The organism is Mesorhizobium muleiense (assembly GCF_900099905.1).
Taxonomy (GTDB): domain Bacteria; phylum Pseudomonadota; class Alphaproteobacteria; order Rhizobiales; family Rhizobiaceae; genus Mesorhizobium; species Mesorhizobium muleiense.
Genome location: NZ_FNEE01000003.1, coordinates 159,262 through 178,047, shown reverse-complemented (window position 1 = coordinate 178,047; position 18,786 = coordinate 159,262). Strand labels below are relative to the sequence as shown.

Sequence of the window (18,786 nt, the reverse complement as noted above, 5' to 3'; positions counted from 1 at the left end):
GTTGGACGGAGTGAGGCGTTCGGCCACCTTCTCCCACAAGGGGAGAAGGAAGAGCTGCCCAGCATCACCCACGCCCGAAATGCCGGCTCACCACATCGACATGCGTCTCATGCGCATGCGCTTCGAAGCGTTCGGTATCGCCAAAATCGTTAGCCGCTTCGTTCGGCCACCAGGTGCCGCCGACCACGATGCCGTCCGAGACCAGCCGCTGCTCGGCGACCAGCGAGGCGCCGACCGCGTCGACAAAGGTAAAACGGCCCGGACGCAGCCGCAGCACCGCGATGTCGCCGACTGCACCGACCTTAAGCGTGCCAAGCTCGGGCCTTGCGATCGCCTCGGCCGGCCGTTGTGTCGCCGCGCGCAGCACTTCGACCAGCGGCATGCCGAGCGCCAGCAATTTCGACATGCAGACCAGAATGTCGAAGGCCGGACCGTCGACGCAATAGAGATGCACGTCGCTGCTGATCACGTCAGGCGCCAGCCCTTCGCTGAGCATCGCCCTGGCAACCGAGAAATCGAACGAGCCCATGCCGTGGCCGATGTCGAAGATGACGCCGCGCTCGCGCGCCAGCCGCATGTCGGGCCGGACCGCGCCCGAGGCGAAGACCGGCGCGTTGGGAAACGGCCGGAAGCAGTGGGTGAGGATGTCGCCCTTGCGCAGCCGCGGCAGCACTTCCGAACGGCCTGGCGGCGGCTCGTCGATATGCGCCATCAGCGGCACGCCGGCCTGGTCGGCAGCCTCGAGCGCCAGATCGACCGGCGCGATGCCGCTGCTGCCGCCGGCATGGCGACCCGAGCGTACTTTTACGCCGACGACCACGTCTGCGTGCTCGCGCACCGCCGCCACCGTCTCGCGCGGTTCGCAGAGCCGCAGATCGCTGCACTCGCCAACCGAAACGGTCTGCGAGAAGCCGAAAATGCCGGCAAAGGAAATGTTGACATAGGCCAGGATGCGGACCTTCGAGCGCTCGATGACGTGGCGGCGAAAGCCGAGGAAGTTGCCGGCGCCAGCGCTTCCGGCGTCGATGAAGGTTGTGGTGCCGCCTTTTGCGGCGAGGCGGTCGGCGTCGACGCCGAGCGATGTGCCGCCCCAATAGACGTGGCTATGCAGGTCGATGAGGCCGGGTGCGACGATGGACCCTGTCGCATCGATGACGCGCGCGGCGCGCTCGAAGGGAATGTCGGGATCGATCGCGGTGATGCGGCCGTTGACGATGGCCAGATCGCGTCGCGCGTCGAGGCCAGACGCCGGATCGATGAGGCGGCCGCCCTTCAGCAGGAGATCAAATTGCATCGGCGTCCTGTGTGTTCTCGTTCAAACCGGCCTGTCCGCGCAATTCTCATATAGGCCGTGTTGGAAAGCAACATTTTTTGGGAATGATGTTGCTTTATTACAGGAACCTCGAAGAGGATAGCGTAGCGTCAAAAATTGCCGATCTCCCCCCAAGTGGGGGAGATGCCAAGTTTTGGCAAAGAGGGCAGGACGGAGGGGGCGCTGTCCCGCCGACTTTCCGCAAGGTTCTGCCCGGCAGCAGCATTCTGGAAGGAGGGGAGCGGCGCCATGCTCCGCCAGCCACTCACCGGTCGATCCGCGTCGACAGGATGATCGACGACGATGTCCGCTCGACCCCGTCCATCGCGCCGATCTCATCGAGAAGCGTGTCGAGGTCCTTGATCGAGGGCGCGTCGACGATGACGATCATGTCGAAATTGCCACTCACCGAATGCAGCGTCCGCACCGGCGCCAGCGCCTGCAGGCTGCGCACCACCTTGTCAGCAAGCTTGGGCGTGACGGTGAGCAGGACATGCGCCCGCACCAGTCCCTGTTCGTAGTCGGGTGAAAGTCGGACGCCATAGCCGGTGATGATGCCGCGCTGTTCCAGCCGCTCGATCCGGCTCTGTACCGTCGTGCGCGACACGCCGAGCCGCCGCGCCAGTTCGGCCGTCGAGGCGCGCGCATTCGCGCGCAGCAGGGAGAGCAGGGCCTGTTCGGCGTTGCTAAGCACTTTCGACGAACCTCATCGGCATACTGTCCAATTTGGCACTTCGTTTTGAACAGTTCAACACTTCCTTTCGCCAGGCAAGCTGCGATTCTGTCCGCTCTGTGAAAGGCAAGGCGAGGGAACTGTCATGAAGAACGTCATAATTGTCGGCGCCGGCAAGATCGGCTCGACCATCGCCGAGATGCTGGTTTCCACCGGCGACTATCACATAACCCTCGTCGACCGTTCGGCCGCACAGCTCGGCGCGGCCGAACTGCCTGAAACGGTCGAGACGCTGGAACTCGACATCGAAGCCGCCGGCACGCTCGAAGCGGCCCTGGCCGGCAAGTTCGCGGTGCTCAGCGCCGCGCCCTTCCACCTGACCACGCGCATCGCCGAAGCGGCGGCCAGCGCCGGAGTGCATTATCTCGACCTGACCGAGGACGTCGTCGCGACCCGGCGCGTCAGGCAATTGGCGCGTACCGCCAACAGCGCCTTCATCCCGCAATGCGGGCTGGCGCCGGGCTTCATCTCGATCGTCGCCAATGATCTCGCCAGCCGCTTCGACACGCTGGAGAGCGTGCGCATGCGGGTCGGCGCACTGCCGCAATACCCGTCGAATGCGCTGAACTACAATCTGACCTGGAGCACGGACGGCGTCATCAACGAATATTGCGAGCCTTGCGAGGCGATCGTCGAAGGCGAACTGATCGAGGTACCGCCGCTGGAGGAGCGCGAGGAATTCTCGCTCGACGGCGTCACCTACGAGGCGTTCAACACCTCGGGCGGGCTCGGCACACTGGCCGAAACCCTGAAGGGCAAGGTGCGCACGCTGAACTATCGTACCATCCGCTACCCCGGCCACGCCGCGATCATGAAGGCGCTGCTCAACGATCTCGGCCTGCGCCACCGCCGCGACGTGCTGAAAGACATTTTTGAGAGCGCCCTGCCGGCGACGCTGCAGGACGTCGTCATCGCCTTCGTCACCGTCAGCGGCCGCAAGAACGGCCGCCTGCTGCAGGAAACCTACGCCAACAAGATCTACGCCAAGCGCGTCGGCGACAAGGTGCGCAGCGCCATCCAGATCACCACCGCCTCCGCCATCTGCGCTGTGCTCGACATGCTGGCCGACGGCAGCTTGCCGGCGCAGGGTTTTATCAAGCAGGAAGACATCGCGCTCGACGCGTTCCTCGCCAACCGCTTTGGCAGCGCCTACGCGCAGCACGAGATGGTTAGCCGGCTTGCGGGGTGAGTGCGCTTGTGAACGCTGGCGGGGCAGCACCCCCCTCTTCCCTGCCGGGCATCTCCCCCCAAGGGGGAGATTAGCAGCTTCGTCGTCTCACTTAGTTTTTAGCATATCGTTAGCGAAGGCCGGCGTGACATCCGATCTCCCCCCTTGAGGGGGAGATGTCCGGCAGGACAGAGGGGGGCTGTCCCGTCGACACCGCCAGTTTTTGCGCCATCGCGAACTAAACATGCAGCGCATGCCCCATCGCCTTCAGCGCCGCCTCCTGAAAACCCTCGCCTTGTGTCGGATGGGCATGGATGGTGCCGGCGATATCCTCCAGCCGCGCGCCCATTTCCAGTGCCAGGCCAAACGCCGTCGACAGTTCCGACACGCCCTGGCCGACCGCCTGGATGCCGAGCACCAAATGGTTGTCGGCGCGGGCGACAACCCGGACGAAGCCATCCTCACTCAGCTTGGTCATCGCGCGGCCGTTGGCGGCGAACGGAAACAGCCCGACCTTGATCTCGCCGCCAAGCCTCTTGGCCTCGTCCGGCGACAGGCCGGCGGTGACCAGCTCCGGATCGGTGAAGCAGATGGCGGGAATTGAGCGCTTGTCCCAGCTGCGCTTGTGGCCGGCGACGATCTCGGCGACCATTTCGCCTTGCGCCATCGCCCGGTGCGCCAGCATCGGCTCGCCGGTGACGTCACCAATGGCAAAGATGCCGCGCATCGAGGTGCGGCACTGATCGTCGATGCGGATGAATTTACCCGCCATATCGAGGTCGATCTGCTCCAGCCCCCAGTCTTCGACCACCGGCCTGCGCCCGACGGTGACCAGGACCCTGTCGGTAGCGATCTTGCTATTCTTGCCGGTCGCCGTTTCGACCAGCAGAGCATCGCCCTTGCTCGACAGGCCCTTGGCCTTGGCGCCGACAAGCACCTCGATGCCGAGTTCGGTGAGCCGCTTCACCACCGGCCGAGTCAGCTCGGCATCATATTGCGCCAGCACGCGCGGCAAGGCCTCGACCACGCTCACCCTGGCGCCCAGCTTGGCGAAGGCGATGCCGAGCTCGAGCCCGATATAGCCGCCGCCGACCACGGCAAGTCTTTCCGGCACTTCGCTCAGCGCCAGCGCTTCGGTAGACGAGATTACCGGCCCACCGAACGGCAGTGACGGCAGCTCGACCGCCGCCGAGCCGGTCGCGATCACCACCATCTCGGCGCGGACCACCTGCATGCCGGTCTCGGTCTGGACCTCGACGGTCTTGCCGTCACGGAATTTCGCCCAGCCATGCACGGTCTTGACCCCGGCCTTCTTGAGCAGGCCGGCAACGCCACTGTTAAGCCGGCTAACTATACTGTCCTTCCAGGCGATGGTCGCTTCGAGATCAATCGACGGTGTGGCGATTGAAATGCCGAGCGGGCTCTTGCCGCTCGCCATGTGCGAGATTTTCTCGAACTCCTCGGCCGTATGGATCAGCGCCTTGGACGGAATGCAGCCGACATTGAGGCAGGTGCCGCCCGGCTTGCCGAACTCGACGATCACCGTATCGATGCCGAGCTGGCCGGCGCGGATGGCGCAGACATAGCCGCCCGGACCGGCGCCGATGACGAGCAGCTTGCAGGATATTTCCTTCATGTCGACACGCTCTTTTTGGCGAAGAAGGGCCCCCTCATCCGGCCGCTGCGCGGCCACCTTCTCCCCGGCGGGGAGAAGAGGCTTGCACCAGCCTTGGAGACCTCCTCTCCCCTCGGGGAGAGGGTGGCCGTAGCGAAGCGGAGGCCGGGTGAGGGGGCCTTTGCGACCGTTCTCATCATCTCAATCCACGAAAATCAGCGCCGGGGTCTCCAGCAGCGTCTTGATCCGCTGGATAAACACCGCTGCGTCCCAGCCGTCGATGACGCGGTGGTCGAAGCTAGAGGACAGGTTCATCATCTTGCGCGGCATGAACTGGGTGCCGTCCCACACCGGCCGCACCATCATCTTGTTGACGCCGAGGATCGCCACTTCCGGATGATTGATCACCGGCGTCGTCGCCACGCCGCCCATGGCGCCGAGCGAGGTGATGGTGATCGTCGATCCCGACAGTTCGTCGCGCGCCGCCGTGCCTGACCTGGCCGCCTCGGCGAGCCTGAAAACCTCGGCGGCGCAGTCCCAGATGTCGCGTGCCTCGGCGTGCTTGACCACCGGCACCACCAGCCCCGAAGGCGTCTGCGCGGCAATGCCGATATGGACGCCGCCATGCTGGTGGACGATGCCGGCCTCGTCGTCGAACAGCGCGTTGATTTTGGGCTGGTCGGCGATCGCCTTGACCATCGCCCGCATCAGGAACGGCAGCAGCGTCAGCTTCGGCCGCTCCACGCCGCCGCGCTTCTCCTTGTTGAGCGCCGCGCGCAAATCCTCCAATGCCGTGACGTCGATCTCCTCGACATAGGTGATGTGCGGGATGCGCGACTTGGCCAGCGCCATCTTCTCGGCGATCTTGCGCCTGAGCCCGATGATCTTGATGTCCTCGACCGCCTCGTTGCGGGCGAGGCCGGAGACCTTCGCAAGCTGCGGTCCGCGCGCCAGGAAGGCGTCGATGTCCTCGTGGAGAATGCGGCCGGCCGGGCCGCTTCCCCTGACCTGTCGGAGATCGACGCCGGCCTCCTTTGCCCTGAGGCGGACGGCCGGCGAGGCCAGCGGCCTTTCACCTTCGGGACGCGGCGCGGCGACGGGCGCAGGACCCCCACCCCTAACCCCTCCCCACAAGGGGGAGGGGGATTCCGTCGCCGATGCAACCTCACGCTCAGTGATTTTTCCGGGCGGGGACGGGTGCGGTGCCGCTTTGGCACTGGCTTCGGCGGCCGAAGCGCGTCCCCCTCCCCCTTGTGGGGAGGGGCCACGGGTGGGGGTACTGCGGTCGGTAATCTTGGCGGCCGCCTCGCCGCCCGGCTCCGCAGCTGCCTTCACATTGCCCTCGCCGGCCACTTTCAATCTGACAATGGGCGAGCCGATCGCCACCGTGTCGCCGATCTCCGCACCCAGCCAGACGATCTCGCCGTCGACTGGCGAAGGAATCTCGACCGTCGCCTTGTCGGTCATGACGGCGGCAAGCACCGCGTCCTCGCGCACGAGATCGCCGACCTTGACCTGCCATTCGACCAGCTCGGCCTCGGCGACGCCTTCGCCGACATCGGGCAGCTTGATCACATATTCGCCCATCGTCAGGTCCCCCTTACCGAGGCGTTGGCGCTGCCCCTCACCCCTGCCCATTCCGGGGCGAGCCGCTTGTCTCGCCCGTCCTTCGGACCCCCGTGAACAACGGGGAGAGCGAGATCGCCGGCGTGGCGGCCAGTCCCTTCTCCCCGTTCTGCACGGGGAGAGGGTGCCGGCAGGCGGATGAGGGGCGGCGCCACCATTGGCAATCTGTCCGAGGCTCTGCCTGCCATCGTCATGCCTCCATCGTTTCGACGAGCGCGCGGCCGAGCCTGGCCGGACCGGGAAAATAGTCCCATTCCTGCGCATGCGGATAGGGCGTGTCCCAGCCGGCGACCCGCACTACCGGCGCTTCCAGATGGTAGAAGCAGTTTTCCTGCACCAGCGCCGACAGCTCGGCGCCGAAGCCTGATGTCAGCGTCGCCTCGTGCACGATCACGCAGCGGCCTGTCCTGTTGACCGAGTCGACGATCGTCTCGAGATCGAGTGGCAGCAGCGTCCTCAGATCGATGATCTCGGCGTCGATGCCGGTCTCCTCGGCCGCCGCCTGCGCGACATAGACCATCGTGCCGTAGGCCAGCACGGTGACCGCGGCGCCCGGCCGACGGATCACCGCCTTGCCGAGCGGGACCGTGTAATGCCCGTCGGCGACCTCGCCGAGCTCATGCTTCGACCACGGCGTCACCGGGCGCTCGTGATGGCCATCGAACGGGCCGTTGTAGAGCCGCTTCGGCTCCAGAAAGATCACCGGATCGGGATCCTCTATCGCCGCGATCAGAAGACCCTTGGCGTCATGCGGATTGGACGGCACGACGACCTTCAGGCCGGAGACATGGGTGAACAGCGCCTCCGGGCTCTGGCTGTGGGTCTGGCCACCAAAAATGCCGCCGCCGGTCGGCATCCGCACCACGATCGGGCAGGTGAAATCGCCGTTCGAGCGATAACGCAGCCGCGCCGCCTCCGAGACGATCTGGTCATAGGCCGGATAAACATAGTCGGCAAATTGCACCTCGACGCAGGGTTTCAGGCCGTAGGCGGCCATGCCGATGGCCGAGCCGACGATGCCGGCTTCGCTGATCGGCGTGTCGAAGCAGCGGCTCTTGCCGTATTTCGCCTGCAGGCCTTGCGTGCAGCGAAACACGCCGCCGAAAAAACCGACATCCTCGCCGAACACAATGACGCGTTCGTCGCGCCCCATCGACACGTCCATGGCGTCGCGGATCGCCTCGATCATGGTCCGTCTTGGCATGGTCAGACCCCCGCCTGCTGGCGCTGGCGTCTGAGATGCGGCGGCATCTCACCATAGACGCCTTCGAACATGTCGCGCGTCGAAGGCTTGCCGCCGGCGTGCAGCGTGCCGTGGCGCTCGGCCTCCCTTTGCGCCGCGATCACCGTTTCGAGGATTTCCGCCTCGGCCTGGGTGTGGCGCTCGTCCGACCAGACGCCGCGCTGGATGAGATGATTCTTCAGCCTGACGATCGGGTCGCCGAGCGGCCAGGCGTCGGATTCGGCCTTCGGCCGATAGGCCGACGGATCGTCGGAGCTTGAATGCGCCCCGACCCGATAGGTGACATATTCGACCAGCGTCGGCCCAAGATTTTTCCGCGCCCGCTCCGCCGCCCATTTGGCCACCGCGTGGACGGCGAGATAATCGTTGCCGTCGACCCGAAGCGACGGAATGCCAAAGCCGAGGCCGCGGGCGGCAAATGTGCCGGAGCCGCCGCGGGCGATGCCCTGGAAGGTCGAGATCGCCCACTGGTTGTTGACGACGTTGAGCACGACCGGCGCCTTGTAGGTCGAGGCGAACACCAGCGCCGAATGAAAGTCGGACTCGGCCGTCGAACCGTCGCCGATCCAGGCGGCGGCGATCTTCGAATCATTGCTGATCGCCGAAGCCATCGCCCAGCCGACCGCCTGGATATATTGCGTCGCCAGATTGCCGGAGATCGAGAAGAACCCGTGCTCCTTCGACGAATACATGATCGGCAGCTGCCGGCCCTTCAGCGGATCGGCCTCGTTCGAATAGATCTGGTTCATCATCGTGACCATCGGGTAGCCGTCGGCGATGAGCAGGCCGGCCTGCCGATAGGTCGGAAAGTTCATGTCGCCCGGCGCCAGCGCCTTGCGAAAGGCGCAGCTCACCGCCTCTTCGCCGAGGTGCTGCATGTAAAAGGAGGTCTTGCCCTGGCGCTGCGCCATCTGCATGCGCGCGTCGAAGCTGCGCAGCGTCATCATGTGGCGCAGGCCTTCCAGCAACTCGTCGTCGGAAAGCAGCCCGGCCCACGGCCCGACGGCCTCGCCGGCGCGGTTGAGCACGCGGATGATCGAAAACGCCAGGTCGCGGATATCACGCGGATCGACATCGATCTCGGGATGCGGCACCGAGCCGGCCTTGGGGATGGTCACATCAGAAAAATCCGGCGTCCCGCCCGGCCGCACCTCGGGCTCCGGCACATGGAAGCGCAACATTCCCGCATCGGCCATGACCTTCGTCCTCCCATGTTACCCGGCCAAGATACTTGCACACCGGCAGGCCAGTGCCAATTCGTCGGGCAAGGCTTCCGGCCAACCACCGCGCCGCCAGCAGCACCTGTCAGGATGAAGATATGTCAGCGAAATTTCTTGTCGATCTTCCGGCTCTGCGCGCAATTTGGCGCATGATTGCGCCGGGTTTCCCGCCAGATTGGACAATGCGTCGGATTGAGGCTACGCGCGGCGGCCTTTCCTTCTCCCCTTGTGGGAGAAGGTGGCCGCGAATCGGTCGGATGAGGGGTGTTCCAGCCTGGCACCGACGGCACTCCGTCCAACACCCCTCTCCCGTCTTGGCGCTGCGCGCCAATCCACCCCCCGGGGCGAATCTCGGGCCTCGCCCGCCCTTCGGGCCCCACAAGGGGAGAAGGAAAGGGGCGACCACCGTTCACCCCGCGCCCGCATCATGCTAACCCATAGCCCATGGCACAGAAGAAAGGTTACGAGGTCGATTCGTGGTTGGCGCGGCCGGACCCGCGTGTCTCGATCGTCCTGCTCTACGGGCCCGACCGCGGGCTGGTCGCCGAGCGCGCCCGCGCCTTTGCCGGCAAGACCGGCCTGCCGCTCGACGATCCGTTCTCTGTGGTCAGGCTGGACGGGTCGGAAGTCGATCGCGACGAGGGCCGCCTGCTCGATGAGGCCCGAACCGTGCCGATGTTTTCGGACCGGCGCCTGCTCTGGGTGCGCAATGCGTCCGGCCAGAAGGCGCTTGCCGACGACGTCAAGGCGCTGACCGCGGAGCCGCCGCGTGACGCCATCATCCTGATCGAGGCCGGCGACCTGAAGAAGGGCGTCGGGCTGCGCGCCATTGTCGAGGCGGCGGACATTGCCATGGCGCTGCCGTGCTACGCCGACGAGGCGCGGGACATCGATACGGTCATCGACGACGAATTGCGCAAGGCCGGCATGTCGATGACGCTGGAAGCCCGCCAGGCGCTGCGCCGCAACCTCGGTGGTGACCGGCTGGCCTCGCGCGGCGAGATCGAAAAGCTGGTGCTCTATGCCCACGGCCAGAGCGAAATCGGCCTCGATGACGTCAAGGCGACGTCGGGCGACGTCTCTGGCCTGTCCTTCGATGACGCCGTCGATGCCTTGCTCGACGGTAAGGTCGGTGACTTCGACATAGCCTTCACCCGTCACTGCCAGTCCGGCGGCCAGGCTTTTCTGGTGCTGTCGTCGGCGATGCGGCAGCTGCAGGCGATCCAGGCAATGCGCGGCCTGATGGACGCCGGCGGCCGCAACGCCGCTTCGGTGGTTGCCGCGGCGCGCCCGCCGGTTTTTTTCACGCGGCGCAAGCTGGTCGAAAAAGCCCTCGAACGCTGGAGCAGCCAGGCGCTCGCCCGCGCGCTCAACCGCCTGCAGACGGCGGTCCTGCAGACCCGCCGCCGGCCGGACCTCGCGGTCGCGCTGGCCCGACAGGCGCTGCTCGGCATCGCCGTGGAGAGCGCAAGACTGGGGCAAAGGTAATTTTTTTGAGGAGAGGGCTCCGCTTGGCGGAGCAAGCTATTTCCTGGTCGGCGCCGCCCCTCATTGCCCTGCCGGGCAGTTCTCCCCGTAAACGGGGCGAAAGAAGCTGACCGCAGCCTCGGCACTTTTTCTGCAACGTTGGTGATTGGCGAAGCCGTCGATGACAGCCCCCTCTCCCCGTCACTATACCGGGAGAGGATGCCGGCAGGCAGGTGAGGGGCGGCGCAAACGTTGGAGCAGGTAGGATCTTAGGGCGCTTGCCCTCGAAGCAGATTCCCGGTACACTTTGCCGGCTAATCACCCCTCGTTCTTCAGCCGCCGGCAAAGCTCGTCGAGCTGCTCCAGCGTCCGATAGGCGACGCTGATCACGCCGCCGCGCTCGTTGTGCTCGATCGTGACGAACATGCCGAGCGTGCCGGTCATCAGCTTCTCCAGCGCGAGGGTATCGACATCCTTCTGTGCCGGTGCTGCTGCAGGCTGTCGCTTCACCGTCGGCGCACCCGCCGGCATCTGCGCCAGCGCTTCGGCCTGGCGCACCGAAAGCCCGTCCTCGACGATGCGCTTGGCCAGGCCCGCCGGATCCTGCGCCGTCACCAATGTACGGGCATGGCCGGCCGACAGCGCGCCGTCGACCAGCATGTCACGGATCACGTCCGGCAGCTTCAACAGCCGCAGCGTGTTGGCGACATGGCTGCGGCTCTTGCCGATCACCTGGCCGAGATCGGCCTGGGTGTAGCCGTGATCGTCGATCAGCTGCTGGTAGCCCATCGCCTCCTCGACCGGATTGAGGTCGGTGCGCTGGACGTTTTCGATGATCGCCAGCTCGAGCGCGGTGCGATCGTTGACATCGCGCACGATGATCGGGATCTCGCTCAGCCCGGCGCGCTGCGCCGCGCGCCAGCGCCGCTCGCCGGCGATGATCTCGTAGCGGCCAGCTTGCGTCGGCGATGGCCGCGCCACCACCGGCTGCACCACGCCATGTTCGCGGATCGACTGGGCAAGATCGGTCAGGTCGGCGTCGCCGAAATGCCGGCGTGGATTCTTTGGGTTCGGGCTCAGGAACTCGATCGGCACCTTGCCGTCGGCATTCATGCCCGGCTTTTCCACTGCTGCCGGACGATCGATTTCGCCGATCAGCGCCGCCAGTCCCCGGCCCAGTCTTTTTCTCGAAAGGTCTTCGCTCATCGTCTGTCCAGATCGTTTCGGTATCAATTCGGCTTCTAAGCGGCGCGCAGTTTGCGCTCGCGGCGGATCACCTCGGAGGCAAGCTGCAGATAGGCCTGGCTGCCGGAGCATTTGAGGTCGTAGAGGATCGCCGGCTTGCCGTAGGACGGCGCCTCGGAGACGCGCACATTGCGCGGGATGACGGTTTCATAGACCTTGTCGCCCATATGCGCCCGCACGTCCTGCACCACCTGGTTGGCGAGGTTGTTGCGCCCGTCGAACATGGTCAGCACGATGCCCTGGATGGTCAGCTCGGGATTGATCGAGCGGCGGACCTGCTCGACCGTTTCCAGCAGCTGGCTCAGACCTTCGAGCGCGAAGAATTCGCATTGCAGCGGCACCAGCACCGAATCGGCTGCCGCCATCGAGTTGAGCGTCAGCAGATTGAGCGACGGCGGGCAATCGATCAGCACATAGCCAAAATTCGCCGAGCGCTCGGCCGACGCACGCAAGGCGTTGCGCAGCCGCAGCACCCGGTCCGGCGCCGAGGCGATCTCCATTTCGATGCCGAGCAGGTCGAGCGTCGACGGCACGATCGACAGTCCCGGCACCGCCGTCGGGATCGCCGCCGCCTCCAGATCGAGTTCGCCGGTCAGCACGTCATAGGAGGAAACGGTGCGGTCGCGCCGGTCGATGCCGAGACCGGTGCTGGCATTGCCTTGCGGGTCGAGATCGACGATCAGCACCCGCTCGCCGATCGCCGCCAGCGCCGTGGCCAGATTGATGGCCGTCGTCGTCTTGCCGACGCCGCCCTTCTGGTTGGCTACGGTGATGATTCGGGGGCCATTCTTCATCATGGGTCTATGCCAGAAATTCATGCCGAGGTCGCCGATCTAAGTCAGTTGGCGCAAATCAGACAGTTCGAGGATGACGCCGTGAGCGTCGGTCGCGCTGGCATGTTCTACCAGATCGAATGACCATCGTTGAGCGCTTTCTGCCACCTCGCTGCGGTAATCCCGGCCTTTGTGGAACAGGCCATAGGCGCCAGCCGTCAGCCACGGCGCCGACAGTTCGAGCAACTTAGGAAGCGACGCCAGCGCTCTGGCAGTGACGATTTGCGGTGTTGAAACAAACGCATACGCGTCGTCGATGCGCCGCGCGACGACCCTGGCCGGCAGGTTGAACTGGCCGACGACCGCTTGCAGGAACGATGCCTTTTTCCGATTGCTTTCAACCAGGTCGATGCTGGCGCCGTCGCGCTCGGCAAGCAGGAACGCCAGTACCAGGCCGGGAAAACCGCCACCGGAGCCGAGATCGAGCCAGCGCTTCGCGTCTGGTTTGATTCGCGCCAGCTGCGCGCTGTCGAGGATGTGGCGGCGCCAGACGTCGCCCTGCGTCGACTGCGCCGCCAGGTTTATCCGGCGGTTCCATTTCTGAAAGACCGTCTCGAACTCTACCAGGCGTTCGAATGTTTCACGTGAAACCGGACCGGCAGCCGATTGCAGGCCCGCCCATGAGGCAGCGCTCACGCAACATTCCTTCGCGTGGCAGCCTCGGCGTTGCGGACATGCGCGACAATGATTGCCAGTGCCGCCGGCGTCATGCCTTCCATACGCTGTGCGTCGGCGATCGAGCGCGGCTGGCGCGACAGCATCTTTTGCTTCAGCTCGTTGGACAGGCCCGGAACGGAAGCAAAGTCGAGCGACGCCGGGATCAATCGGCTCTCCTCTTGCCTGATCTGCGTGACGTCGGCTTGCTGGCGGTCGAGATAGACGGAATATTTCGCTTCCGTTTCAAGGCGCTCTGCCGTTTTGCTGTCAATGCCCGCAAACTGCGGGGCGATCCGGGCCAGCCAGGCGACGTCGACGCCGGGATAGGCCAGCAATTCATAGGCCGAGCGGCGCACCCCGTCCCGGTTGATCTCCAGCCCATGACGCGCCGCTTCGTTCGGGGTCATGGTCGTGCCAAGCGCAAGGTCCCTCGCCTTTTCAAGGTTCTGCACGATATCGCTAAACCGTTGCATCCGCTCCTGCGAGGCAATCCCGAGCTTCATCGCCAACGGCGTCAGCCGCTCATCGGCGTTGTCGGCCCGCAGCGACAGCCGGAACTCGGCCCGCGAAGTGAACATCCGATACGGTTCGGCGATGCCGCGGCTGGTCAGGTCGTCGACCATCACCCCGATATAGGCCTCGGTGCGGCTGAGCACGATCTGGCCGCTTGCCGACGTTTGGCGCGCGGCGTTGATGCCGGCCAACAACCCTTGCGCCCCCGCCTCCTCGTAACCGGTGGTGCCGTTGATCTGCCCGGCCAGGAAAAGACCGGCGATCAGCTTGGTTTCCAGCGTCGGCTTGAGCTCGCGCGGATCGACATGATCGTACTCGATGGCATAGCCGGGCTGCAGCATCGTTGCACGTTCCAGACCCGGGATGGTCTTCAAAATGTCGAGCTGCACGTCCTCGGGCAGCGAGGTCGAAATGCCATTCGGGTAGACGGTATCGTCGTCCAGCCCTTCCGGCTCGAGGAAGATCTGGTGGCCTTCGCGGTCGCCGAACTTGACGATCTTGTCCTCGATCGACGGGCAGTAACGCGGTCCCACCCCTTCGATCGATCCGGAATACATCGCCGAACGGCCCAGATTGGCGCGGATCAGTTCGTGCGTCGCTCCAGTTGTGCGCGTGATGCCGCAATGGATCTGCGGATTGTCGATGCGGTCGGTCATCAGCGAGAACGGCACCGGGTCGTCATCCGCCGCCTGGCTCTCCAGCGACGCCCAATCGATCGTGCGTCCGTCCAACCGCGGCGGCGTGCCGGTCTTCAGCCGTCCGAGCTTGAAGCCGGCGCGGCTCATCGTCGCCGACAGGCCGAGGCTGGCCTGCTCGTTCATGCGGCCGGCAACGATCTTCTTCTCGCCGATATGGATCAGCCCGCGCAGGAAAGTGCCGGTGGTCAGCACCACGGCGCCGCAGCCAAGCCGGCGGCCATCCGCCAGCAGCACCGCCGCCAGGCGCTCATTGGCGATTTCGAAATCCAGGACCTCGCCCTCGACCACGTCGAGGCCCGCCTGTTCGCGAATCGCCGCTTGCATGGCGAGCCGATAGAGTTTTCTGTCGGCTTGCGTCCGCGGCCCGCGAACGGCCGGGCCCTTGCGGCGGTTGAGCAGACGGAACTGGATGCCGGCCGCATCGGCGACGCGCCCCATCAGCCCGTCCATGGCGTCGATCTCGCGGACCAGATGGCCCTTGCCGAGGCCGCCGATCGCCGGATTGCACGACATGACGCCGATTGTCTCGAAGCGCAGCGTCACCAGGGCAGTCTTCGCGCCAGCGCGCGCGGCAGCACTGGCCGCCTCGCAACCAGCATGGCCGCCGCCCACCACAACCACATCATAGTGATCGGTCATTTTTAGTGTTCCAGTTTCAGGTTGACCGACACATGTCCCCGTCAGGACGTGGTGTCAAGCCGGCACCTTCTCCCCGTATAGTGACGGGGAGAAGCGGGCTAGCCGCAGCAACGACGGGTCTTTTGCAACGCTGGTGATTGGGGAAACCGTCGACGGATGTGTCTTTCTCCCCGTCACTATACGGGGAGAAATGCCCGGCAGGGCAATGAGGGGCAGCGCTAAGTCTGAAATTCGATCCCGTCTCGGGGACCGTGGATCGTTTCACGTGAAACAATGCCTTCGAGCTAATCGCGTGGTGTTTCACGTGAATCACCCAGAGCTGGCCGGCCCGCAATGTTTCACGTGAGTCATTTGCCGATGCAGAACTGCGCAAAGATGACGTCGAGCATGTCCTCGACATCGACCGCCCCAACGATGCGGCCAAGCCGATCCGCCGCCAGCCGCAATTCCTCTGCCCGCAGTTCCTGCCCGCGTCCATCCTCTGCCGCTGCCGCCAGCAGGAAGCGCTTCGTCTCGTTGAGCAGTTCGACGTGCCGCAGCCGCGACGGCAGGATATCGCCGGCCTGGCCGACCTGCGCTGTGGCGCGACGGCCGATCTCGGCCAGCAATTCCGCCAACCCGGTGCCGTCCTTGGTCGAGATAACCGCGTCGTAGCGCGCCACAAGCGATTCATCCCGCAGCAAATCGGCCTTCGTCCCGATCCTCACGGCCGGGACATCAGGTGGTATTGCGCCGATCGGCACCGGCTCCGCCATATCCTCCAGCATCAGCAACAGATCGGCAGTGCCGGCCTTGCTCCTCGCCCTTTCGATACCGATCGCCTCGATCCTGCCGGGCGTCTCACGCAAGCCGGCGGTATCCGTCACTCTTACCCGCATCCCCTCCAGATCCAGCACCACTTCGAGCAGATCGCGGGTGGTGCCGGGCTCCTCGGTGACGATCGCCGCATCGCGCCGGACCAAAGCGTTGAACAGGCTCGATTTGCCGGCATTCGGCGCACCAAGAATGACGACCTCAAAGCCGTCACGGATGATTTCGGCGGCCCGGAAGCCTTGGACATGACGCTCGATCTCGCAGATCATCGCGCGGACGTCGGACCAGACCGTCTCAGCAACGGATCCGGGCACATCGTCTTCGTCGGCAAAATCAATTTCTGCCTCGATCATCGCCCGCGCATGAATCAGCCGACGGCGCCAGGCGAGGTAGAGCTCGCTCTGCACGCCTTCGGCATTCTGGACGGCAAAGCGCCGCTGCGCCTCGGTCTCGGCATTGACGAGATCGGCCAGCGCCTCGGTCTCGACCAGATCGACCTTGCCATTGAGAAAGGCGCGGCGGGTGAACTCGCCCGGCTCGGCATGTCTGACGCCGTCGAAGCCGGCGATCACCTCCAGCATCTTCGCCACCACGGCCCGCCCGCCATGGACGTGGAATTCGGCGACATCCTCGCCGGTAAAGCTGTTTGGGCCGGCAAAGAAAACGACCAGCCCGCTGTCGAGCACCGATCCGTCCGGCGCCCTGAACTGGCGATAGGCGGCAACACGGTTCTTGACCTTGGGACCAGCAATCGTTTCTACGACGAATCGACTCTGCGGGCCGGAAATGCGGATCACGGCGACCCCGGCGGGCAGGCGGCCGCTCGACAGGGCAACAATGGAATTACCTGAAATCATTTGCCGACCCAGCACAACCGCCCTAGCTTCGCTTGTTCACCAACAGATTGCCGAGTTATCGACAGTGACGTTGCCCGCGAAAAACCTGCTTGCCGAAGAGGCCAGCCCCTATCTGCAGCAGCACAGCGGCAACCCGGTGCATTGGCGGGCGTGGTCGCCGGCATCGCTCGCCGAAGCAAGGGCGCTCGAGCGGCCGATCCTGCTCTCGGTCGGCTACGCCGCCTGCCACTGGTGCCATGTCATGGCGCACGAGAGTTTTGAGAACGGCGACGTCGCCGCCGTCATGAACCGTCTGTTCGTCAATATCAAGGTCGATCGCGAAGAGCGGCCGGACATCGACCAGATCTATATGGCGGCATTGTCGGCGATGGGCGAGCAGGGCGGATGGCCGCTGACCATGTTTTTGACACCGGACGGAAAACCTTTCTGGGGCGGCACCTATTTTCCGCGCGAAGCCCGTTACGGCCGCCCAGGCTTCGTACAGGTGCTGGAGGCGGTCGACAAGGCGTGGCGGGAGAAGAAAGAAAGCGTTAACCAAAGCGCCGCCGGCCTGACCACGCATGTCGAGGCGCGGCTGGCCGGCAGCCATGCCAAGGCGGTGCTCGACCGCGACACGCTCGCGACGCTCGCCAACGGCATCGACGGCATGATCGACAGGGATCTGGGCGGCCTGCGCGGCGCGCCCAAATTCCCCAATGCGCCGTTCATGCAGACGCTGTGGCTGTCCTGGCTGCGCGACGGCGCCACAGCCCATCGCGACGCTGTCCTGCTCAGCCTCGAAAAGATGCTGGCAGGCGGCATCTATGACCATGTCGGCGGCGGCCTGAGCCGCTATTCGACCGATGCCGAATGGCTGGTGCCGCATTTCGAAAAGATGCTCTACGACAACGCGCAGCTCATCCGGCTGTGCAACTGGGCTTATGCGGCAACCGGCAATGAATTGTTCTGGATACGAATCGAAGACACGGTCTACTGGCTGTTGCGCGAGATGCGCGTCGATGGCGGTGCATTCGCCGCCAGCCTGGACGCCGACAGCGAGGGCGAGGAGGGGTTGTTCTACACCTGGAGCAGGGATGAGATCGAAACCGCTCTCGGCGACGAATCAGCCTTGTTTTTCCATTACTTCACGCTTTCCGGCCCGCATGGCTGGGAGGGCAAGCCAATCATCCACCAGACTGAGGCCCAGCAAAAACAAAGCGTCGCCGATCGCGACCGGCTCATGCCACTCAGAGAGAAACTGCTGGCAACCAGGGAGCAGCGCGTCAGGCCCGGGCGTGACGGCAAAATCCTGACCGACTGGAACGGCCTGGTGATCGCGGCTCTCGCCGAAGCCGGGCGCGCCGTGAAACGGATCGACTGGATCGAGGCGGCGGAACAGGCCTTTGCTGCCATTGCCAGCGCTGGCCGAGACGGCCGCCTGCCGCATTCGATGCTTGGCGCAAAGAAGCTGTTTCCGGCGCTGGCGAGCGATTACGGCGCCATGGCCAACGCCGCGATCTCGCTATTCGAGGCCACCGGCACATCGACTTATGCGGAGCTGGCCGGCCAATTCATTGCGCAGCTCGACCAATGGCATCACGATGAGAACAGCACCGGCTACTACCTGACCGCGTCGGACAGCAGCGACGTGCCGATCCGCATCAGGGGCGATGCCGACGAGGCCATTCCGTCAGCCACCAGCCAGATCATCGAGGCCATGGTCCGGTTGTCGTCGCTTTCCGGCGCTCCCGAATTGCAGGAAAAAACCTGGAAGGTCGCCGAACACGCGGCCGGCCGGGCGGTGCATCAGGCCTATGGCCAGGCGGGAATCGTCAACGCCTGTGCCTTGGCGCTCGAGCCGTTGAAGCTGGTGCTGGTGGATAGTCCTGAGAATCCAAGGTTTGTTCCGGTGGCGAATCGAAATCCCGACCCGCGCCGGATCGACACGATCGTGCCGGTCGGTTCGGCGACAAACCTGCCGATGCTGCCAGGCGGCGTTCTGCCGCCAACGACCGAGCACGGCGCCTGGCTGTGCACCGGGCAGGTCTGCTTGCCGGTGATAACGGACGCCGAGGAACTCGAGCGGCGGTTGCGGCGCGGATAGGAGAGGGGATGCGGCACGGCCCTCCCTTCTCGTGGGAGAAGGTGGCCGAACGACAGTTCGGGCG

14 protein-coding genes are annotated in these 18,786 nt (G+C 64.9%); 3 read left to right on the top strand and 11 right to left on the bottom strand.

The features are described from left to right. Positions 1–64: 64 nt before the first annotated feature. Positions 65–1,294: an amidohydrolase/deacetylase family metallohydrolase gene (locus BLT09_RS08365; RefSeq protein ID WP_091592093.1), complete on the bottom strand. Its 1,230-nt coding sequence runs from the start codon at positions 1,292–1,294 to the stop codon at positions 65–67. A 283-nt stretch (positions 1,295–1,577) separates the two neighbouring features. Next, positions 1,578–2,006: an Lrp/AsnC family transcriptional regulator gene (locus tag BLT09_RS08360; RefSeq protein WP_091592090.1), complete on the bottom strand. Its 429-nt coding sequence runs from the start codon at positions 2,004–2,006 to the stop codon at positions 1,578–1,580. Positions 2,007–2,130: 124 nt separating this feature from the next. On the opposite strand from BLT09_RS08360, the gene BLT09_RS08355 reads away from it, so the two are divergent. After that, entirely contained in the window at positions 2,131–3,234 is a 1,104-nt protein-coding gene (locus tag BLT09_RS08355) for a saccharopine dehydrogenase family protein (RefSeq protein ID WP_091592088.1), read from the top strand. A 217-nt stretch (positions 3,235–3,451) separates the two neighbouring features. Here the strand turns inward: BLT09_RS08355 and lpdA are convergent, their stop codons facing one another. The 4 genes from lpdA to BLT09_RS08330 form a co-directional block, all read right to left on the bottom strand. Then, the gene (lpdA, locus tag BLT09_RS08350; protein ID WP_091592086.1) at positions 3,452–4,849 is read right to left on the bottom strand and encodes a dihydrolipoyl dehydrogenase; all 1,398 of its coding nucleotides are present in this window, start codon (positions 4,847–4,849) and stop codon (positions 3,452–3,454) included. Between the two features lie 180 nt (positions 4,850–5,029). Beyond that, entirely contained in the window at positions 5,030–6,415 is a 1,386-nt protein-coding gene (locus tag BLT09_RS08340) for a dihydrolipoamide acetyltransferase family protein (protein WP_091592082.1), read from the bottom strand. 229 nt (positions 6,416–6,644) lie between these two features. Continuing rightward, positions 6,645–7,658, bottom strand: a complete 1,014-nt coding sequence (locus tag BLT09_RS08335; RefSeq protein WP_023802698.1) for an alpha-ketoacid dehydrogenase subunit beta — start codon at positions 7,656–7,658, stop codon at positions 6,645–6,647. A 2-nt stretch (positions 7,659–7,660) separates the two neighbouring features. Next, complete coding sequence (locus BLT09_RS08330; RefSeq protein WP_091592079.1) at positions 7,661–8,893, bottom strand: 3-methyl-2-oxobutanoate dehydrogenase (2-methylpropanoyl-transferring) subunit alpha; 1,233 nt, start codon at positions 8,891–8,893, stop codon at positions 7,661–7,663. Positions 8,894–9,361: 468 nt separating this feature from the next. On the opposite strand from BLT09_RS08330, the gene holA reads away from it, so the two are divergent. Further along, positions 9,362–10,405: a DNA polymerase III subunit delta gene (gene holA, locus BLT09_RS08325; protein WP_091592077.1), complete on the top strand. Its 1,044-nt coding sequence runs from the start codon at positions 9,362–9,364 to the stop codon at positions 10,403–10,405. A 297-nt stretch (positions 10,406–10,702) separates the two neighbouring features. Here holA and BLT09_RS08320 read toward each other — a convergent pair whose 3' ends face one another. The 5 genes from BLT09_RS08320 to mnmE form a co-directional block, all read right to left on the bottom strand. Then, positions 10,703–11,590 (bottom strand): ParB/RepB/Spo0J family partition protein, encoded by an 888-nt coding sequence (locus BLT09_RS08320; protein ID WP_091592076.1) that lies wholly within the window; start codon positions 11,588–11,590, stop codon positions 10,703–10,705. 35 nt (positions 11,591–11,625) lie between these two features. Beyond that, the gene (locus tag BLT09_RS08315; protein WP_084646769.1) at positions 11,626–12,426 is read right to left on the bottom strand and encodes a ParA family protein; all 801 of its coding nucleotides are present in this window, start codon (positions 12,424–12,426) and stop codon (positions 11,626–11,628) included. Between the two features lie 36 nt (positions 12,427–12,462). Further along, on the bottom strand, positions 12,463–13,098 hold the full coding sequence (gene rsmG / locus BLT09_RS08310; protein ID WP_091592074.1) for a 16S rRNA (guanine(527)-N(7))-methyltransferase RsmG: 636 nt from the start codon (positions 13,096–13,098) through the stop codon (positions 12,463–12,465). Beyond that, the gene (gene mnmG / locus BLT09_RS08305) at positions 13,095–14,969 is read right to left on the bottom strand and encodes a tRNA uridine-5-carboxymethylaminomethyl(34) synthesis enzyme MnmG (protein ID WP_091592071.1); all 1,875 of its coding nucleotides are present in this window, start codon (positions 14,967–14,969) and stop codon (positions 13,095–13,097) included. The genes rsmG and mnmG overlap by 4 nt, the downstream gene beginning before the upstream one ends. A 347-nt stretch (positions 14,970–15,316) precedes the next feature. Beyond that, complete coding sequence (gene mnmE, locus BLT09_RS08300) at positions 15,317–16,639, bottom strand: tRNA uridine-5-carboxymethylaminomethyl(34) synthesis GTPase MnmE (RefSeq protein WP_091592070.1); 1,323 nt, start codon at positions 16,637–16,639, stop codon at positions 15,317–15,319. Positions 16,640–16,703: 64 nt separating this feature from the next. Here mnmE and BLT09_RS08295 point away from each other — a divergent pair, with 64 nt between their 5' ends. After that, entirely contained in the window at positions 16,704–18,722 is a 2,019-nt protein-coding gene (locus BLT09_RS08295) for a thioredoxin domain-containing protein (RefSeq protein ID WP_091592068.1), read from the top strand. Positions 18,723–18,786 lie beyond the last annotated feature (64 nt).